This is a genomic window from Actinomadura sp. NPDC048032 (assembly GCF_040653175.1).
GTDB classification, from domain to species: domain Bacteria; phylum Actinomycetota; class Actinomycetes; order Streptosporangiales; family Streptosporangiaceae; genus Spirillospora; species Spirillospora verrucosospora.
Window position 1 is genome coordinate 1 of sequence record NZ_JBEZJP010000504.1, and the last position, 5,257, is coordinate 5,257.

The following is a 5,257-nucleotide window of genomic DNA, read 5'->3' on the forward strand; positions in this document are numbered from 1 at the left end:
GGCCATCGATGCGCGGCTATGTCGTCTTCCTGCGGAGGCCGTACGCGGGACGGCTGCTCGGCGGCACCCTCCACCCCTACCAGGACGAACGGCTCCCCGACGCGTCCTTCCCCCTTTCCGGCCTCGACGTCGTCCCCGTGACGCCGGACCTGCCCGACGGCGACGTGTGGCAGCGCGTCGCGGCGCTGTTCGAGCCCGTCGTCGCCGAGGTCGCCCGCCAGATCGACGGCGGTTCGATGCCGCGCGTGGTGTCGGGCGACTGCCTGACCGCCGAGGCCGTCCTCGCGGGCGTGCAGAAGGCGGGGGTGGACGCCTCCGTGGTCTGGTTCGACGCGCACGGCGACGTCCACACGGTGGACAGCTCGACGTCCGGCTACATCGGCGGGATGCCGCTCCGGCAGATCCTCGGCGCCGACACCGCGCTCCTCCCCGACCGGCTGGGCCTGCGCACGCTGCCGGAGGACCGCGCCGTCCTGGTGGACGCCCGCGACCTCGACCCGGCCGAGGCGGAGTTCCTCGCGTCCTCGCAGGTCAGGGTCTGCCCCGTGGACGACGTCGCGCTTCCTCCGGGCCCCCTGCTGCTGCACGTCGACGTGGACGTCATCGACGCCGCCGACCTGCCCGGGCTGAAGTTCCCGGTCGGCGGCGGGCCCTCCGCCGACGCGGTCGTCGCGTCCGTCCGGCGGATCATGGCCACCGGCCGGGTGGCCGCCCTGGACGTCGCCTGCCCCTGGCATCCGCCGGAGGACGGCGACGACGAGGCCCGCGCCCGGCTGCTGAGGGGCCTGCTGACCGCCTGATCCGGCGCCGGGCCGCTCCGCTCACGCGCTTCGACAGGGGCTGATCTTGCCGTAGCATGCTGCCGCACATGCATAAGGGGGTGCATATGCACGAGCTGATGCACTGTGCAGGCGGCGCCGGCCCGGCGGTGCACCGGACCATCCTGTGCCTGGACGTCGAGGGCTACGGCCGCCGCACGAACGGGGGCCAGCTCGCCGTCCGGGCGGGCTTATACCGGGCCTTACGGCGGGCCCTCGACGAGTCCGGCGTGCCCGCGGCCTCCTGCTACTGCGAGGACCGGGGCGACGGGGCGATGATCCTCATCCGTCCGGACGTGCCGAAGGAACTGCTGGCCGGCCCGTTCCCGGCGCGGCTGGCCGCCCTGCTGGAGCGGCACAACGGCGCCGCGCCGCCGGACGCCCGCATCAGGGTCCGCGTCGCGGTGCACGCCGGCGAGATCCACCACGACGACCACGGCGTCGCCGGCACCGCCATCAACACGGCGTTCCGGCTGCTGGCCGCCGCCCCCCTGAAGGACGCGCTGCGCGCCTCCCCCGGCGTCCTCGCGCTGATCACCTCCGGCTGGTTCTTCGAGGAGGTCGTGCGGCAGAACCCCGCGTGCCGCGCGGCCGCCTTCCGCCCCGCCCTGGTCGCGGTCAAGGAGCTGCGGGAACGGGCCTGGATGCGGCCGCCGGACTCCTGGCCGCATGCGGACACCGACCGGGCCCTCCGGCTGCTCGCCCTGCACCCCGGCGCGGAGATCTCCGTCCCGGCCGCGGCCGCCCTGATCGACGTCCCCGACGCCGAGGCGCGGCTCCTGCTCGGCGACCTCGGCCTGGCGGAGCGCGCCGAGGGCCGGTACCGGGTGCCCGTCCTCGAACCCGACGCCGCCCCCGGCTCAGGGCTCGCGCCGCACGAGCGCTCGGCCGCCGTCCGCCGCGTCCTCGGCTGGTACCTCGGCACCGCCGGCAACGCGCGCCGCCTGCTGTCCCCCGACCGCGTCACCGCCCCGCCGCTGCCGGACGAGCCGGACCGCGCCCTGCGCTTCGCCTCCGCGGCCGAGGCCCGCCGCTGGTGCGAGACCGAGCGGCCCAACCTGGTCGCCGCCGCCCGCGCCGCCGCCGCCGAGGGCCACCACGACATCGCCTGGCGGCTCCCTCTCACCCTGTTCCGCGGCCCCTGGACCGACTGGAGCGAGGCGCTCCGCGGGGGCCTCGCGTCCGCGCGCCTCCTCGGCGACGACCGCGGCGTCGCCTACGTGCTCGGCGGCCTCGGCTACGCCAGCCAGAACCGGTGGCGGTTCGAGGAGTCCGCCGAGCTGTTCACCGCGGCGTGCGAGGTCTTCTCCCGGCTGGGGGACGTCCGGGGCGAGGCGTGGGCCCTGCACGGGCTCGGCTACGCCTGCCGCCGCCTGCGCCGGTACCGCGAGGCGGTCGTCCACCACCGCCGGTCGGTCCTGCTGGCCGCCGCGGTGGGCGACCGCCGCGACACCGGGCGGGCGCTGACGGCCCTCGGCTACGCCTACGCCGGGCTCGCCGACTTCGGCTCGTCGCTGGACCACTTCGAGCAGGCCCACGGCATCGCACTGGAGGCCGACGGCCGGACCCTCGGCTGGGCCCTGCACGGGCTCGGCTACGCCCACCACGGCCTGCGCCGCCTGCACACCGCCATCGTCCACTACGAGAAGGCGCTGGACGTCTTCCGCGAGTTCGGCGACCGCCCCGGCCAGGGCGAGGCGCTCTACAACCTCGGCCGCGCCCACATGCAGATGTCCCGCCCCGACGCCGCCCGCGACTGCTGGCTGCGCGCCCTCGCCATCTTCGAGGACCTCCGGACCCCGCAGACCGCCGGGGTCGTCGCCCGGCTCCGCTCCCTCGATCCGCGATCATGAGGGGATGACCCTCCAGCAGCACCTGCGCCGGGCCGCCGAAGACTCCCTGCACGCGTTCCCCGAGGCCCTCCGCCCCGACATCTACGTCATCTCGCTCCGGATCTCGCACGGCGAGTTCTCGACCGTCCACGAACTCTGGGACTACCCCTACGACCCGTACATGGCGATCGGCTACAACACCGAGAGCAACGTCCGGCAGAACCTCGAACGCTCCTCCGAGGACCCGCTGGAGGTGCGCTGGAGCTACGCCTACATGCTGCTGGAGGAAGCGGGACCCGCGGGCCACCACCCCGCCGACCCCGAGGGCACCGCCCTCTACCTGGAGGAGGTGAAGCGCCTCGGCCTCTGGTACGAGCCGGGCGACGACGACGCGGAAGAGGAGCAGGACGAGAAACTCTGCGCCCACTTCGACGACCTGTGCATCGACGCCGCGCGGCACCTGCACTCCACGGGCCTCGTCCAGAAGGTGCTGGGCCGCGAGGTGCCGATCGTCCTCTTCGACATGTTCCGCATCATCGAGCCCGACGCCACCCAGGCGGCCAACCCGCCCCACCTCGTCCCGCCCGGCTACGTGGCCCTCCAGCAGGGCTGACTAGGCGTCGACCAGGGTCTCCACGCCGGCCGGGAGGCTGCCCGCCAGGGCCGCCTCCACGAGGAACTCCTGGAGGGTCTCCTGGAACGCGCGGGCCGCGTGGGTGAGCTCCACGTCCTTGCGGTGGGCGAGCGCGATGGTGCGGAGCAGGCCGGGACCGTGGCGGCCGCGGCGCGCCTCGTCGTCGGCCAGGACGAGCGGCGTCCCGCGCAGGCCGGGGCGCCCGGCCAGCACCATGCTGGGGACGACCGCGATCCCGAGGCCGACCTCCACGAAGCGCAGGACGGCGTCCATCTCGCCGCCCTCGACCGCGAACCTCGGTTCGAACCCTGCGGCCCTGCACGCGCTGATGGTCGCCTCGCGCAGGTCGTAGCCGGGACGGAACATCACCAGCGGGCGGTTCCGCAGGTCCTGGATGCGCAGGTACGAGCGGCGCGGGAGCTGGGGGGTCTTCGGCAGCCGCTCCGGAGCGCCCGGCTCGGGACCCGCCGGGGACGCCACCACCAGGTACTCGCGCAGGATCGGCGTGGTGTCCAGGGGCGGGTCGCCGTGCAGGGGAAGGATGACCAGGGCCATGTCCAGGGAGCCGCGCGTGAGTTCCCGGACGAGGTCCCGGGAGCCGCCCTCCTCGACGATGAGCTGGATCCCCGGGTACGTGTCGTGGAAGCGGCGCAGGACGTCCGCCAGCAGGCCCGCGCACAGGGACGGCGTCGCGCCGAGCCGGACCCGCCCGCGCTTGAGGCCGACCAGCTCCTGCACCTCCAGGCGGGCGGTGTCGACATCGGCCAGTATGCGCTTCGCCAGGGGAAGCAGCGCCTCGCCGGCGGGAGTCAGGGTGATGTTTCCCCGCGCGCGGCTGAACAGCGACACGTTCAGCTCGCCTTCCAGCGCGCGGATCTGCTTGGACAGCGAAGGCTGCGCGACGCGCAGCAGCTCGGCGGCCTGCGTGAAGTGGCGTACCTCGGCGACCGCGACGAAGTAGGCGAGCTGCTGCAACTGCATCCTGCACAGCGTACGGGCCACCGCGGCCCCTGCCGCGCACCGGGTCAGCACGCCCGGCGGCGGATACGCGCCCGGCGGCGGATCATCGCGCCTGGCGGCGTAAGGCCTTCAGGTCGTGCACGATGACCCGCCGGCGGCCCGTCTCGATCCAGCCGTGCCGGCGCAGCGTGCGCAGCGCCTTGCTGACCGCCTCGCGGGACGCGCCCACCCAGCTCGCCAGCTCCTCCTGCGAGAGGTTCAGCGTGATCTGAAGGCTGTCGCCGCCCGCCGCGCCCGTCCGGTCGTAGGGAACGCCGAACCGCTCCGCCAGCTCGACGAGGCGCTGCGCGACCCGGCCCGTCGCGTCGAACATGCCGAACTCGACACGCTTGCGGTCGGCGTCGCGCCAGCGCTGGCACAGCATCCGCATGATGAGGACGGAGACGCGCCCGTGCGCCTGGAGGAACGCCATGAACTCGTCGGCCGTCACCGCGAGCGCCCGCACCGGTTCGAGCGCCGTGACCGTCGCCGAGCGGGGCAGCCCGTCGATCGCGGCGACCTCGCCGAGCAGCGCCCCCGGACCGCGCACCGCCAGGAGCGTCTCCCCGCCCATCTCGCGGTAGGCGCACGCCTTGACCCGGCCCCGCAGCAGGATCGCCACCCAGCCGGGGTCCTCCCCCTCGGCGAAGAGGATCTCCCCCCGGGCGAATTCGCGGACGCGGCCGCGGGCCGCAAGTTCCTCGCGTTCCGCCGGAGTGAGATCGCCGAGGAAAGAACCTTCGGGGGCGCTCATGACCACAACGCTAAAGGGCGTGAAGCGTTCCCGCCTCCCGGTAAAGAATCACGGTTGAATCACGCGTTGTGTGCACTTATCCCTACTCGAACATTCGAGGGTGCGCCAGTGTTGGACGCGGCGTGCACGGCCGGAGGTCGTCTCGGGCGGGAGCACCTTGACCAGGGAGAACCCGGCCATGTCGAGGTCCCTGGCGGGATCGGGGGAGTACGGGCCGTCG

At 74.1% G+C, this 5,257-nt stretch carries 5 protein-coding genes; 3 read left to right on the plus strand and 2 right to left on the minus strand.

Going from position 1 to position 5,257, the window contains the following annotated elements:
• The 3 genes from AB0C69_RS37520 to AB0C69_RS37530 all read left to right on the plus strand — a co-directional run.
• Window positions 1-800 (plus strand): arginase family protein (locus tag AB0C69_RS37520; RefSeq protein ID WP_360360503.1); only part of this gene is annotated, 800 nt, incomplete at its 5' end.
• An 86-nt stretch (window positions 801-886) separates the two neighbouring features.
• Window positions 887-2,671: a tetratricopeptide repeat protein gene (locus AB0C69_RS37525; protein ID WP_360360506.1), complete on the plus strand. Its 1,785-nt coding sequence runs from the start codon at window positions 887-889 to the stop codon at window positions 2,669-2,671.
• 4 nt (window positions 2,672-2,675) lie between these two features.
• A complete protein-coding gene (locus tag AB0C69_RS37530) occupies window positions 2,676-3,263 on the plus strand; it encodes a hypothetical protein (protein WP_360360509.1) in 588 nt (195 codons plus the stop codon).
• On the opposite strand, the gene AB0C69_RS37535 is transcribed toward AB0C69_RS37530, so the two are convergent.
• Entirely contained in the window at window positions 3,264-4,265 is a 1,002-nt protein-coding gene (locus tag AB0C69_RS37535; RefSeq protein ID WP_345177177.1) for a LysR family transcriptional regulator, read from the minus strand.
• Window positions 4,266-4,347: 82 nt separating this feature from the next.
• Window positions 4,348-5,037 carry a Crp/Fnr family transcriptional regulator gene (locus AB0C69_RS37540; protein ID WP_345177174.1) on the minus strand — a complete coding sequence of 230 codons (690 nt, stop codon included), beginning with the start codon at window positions 5,035-5,037 and terminating at the stop codon, window positions 4,348-4,350.
• Window positions 5,038-5,257 lie beyond the last annotated feature (220 nt).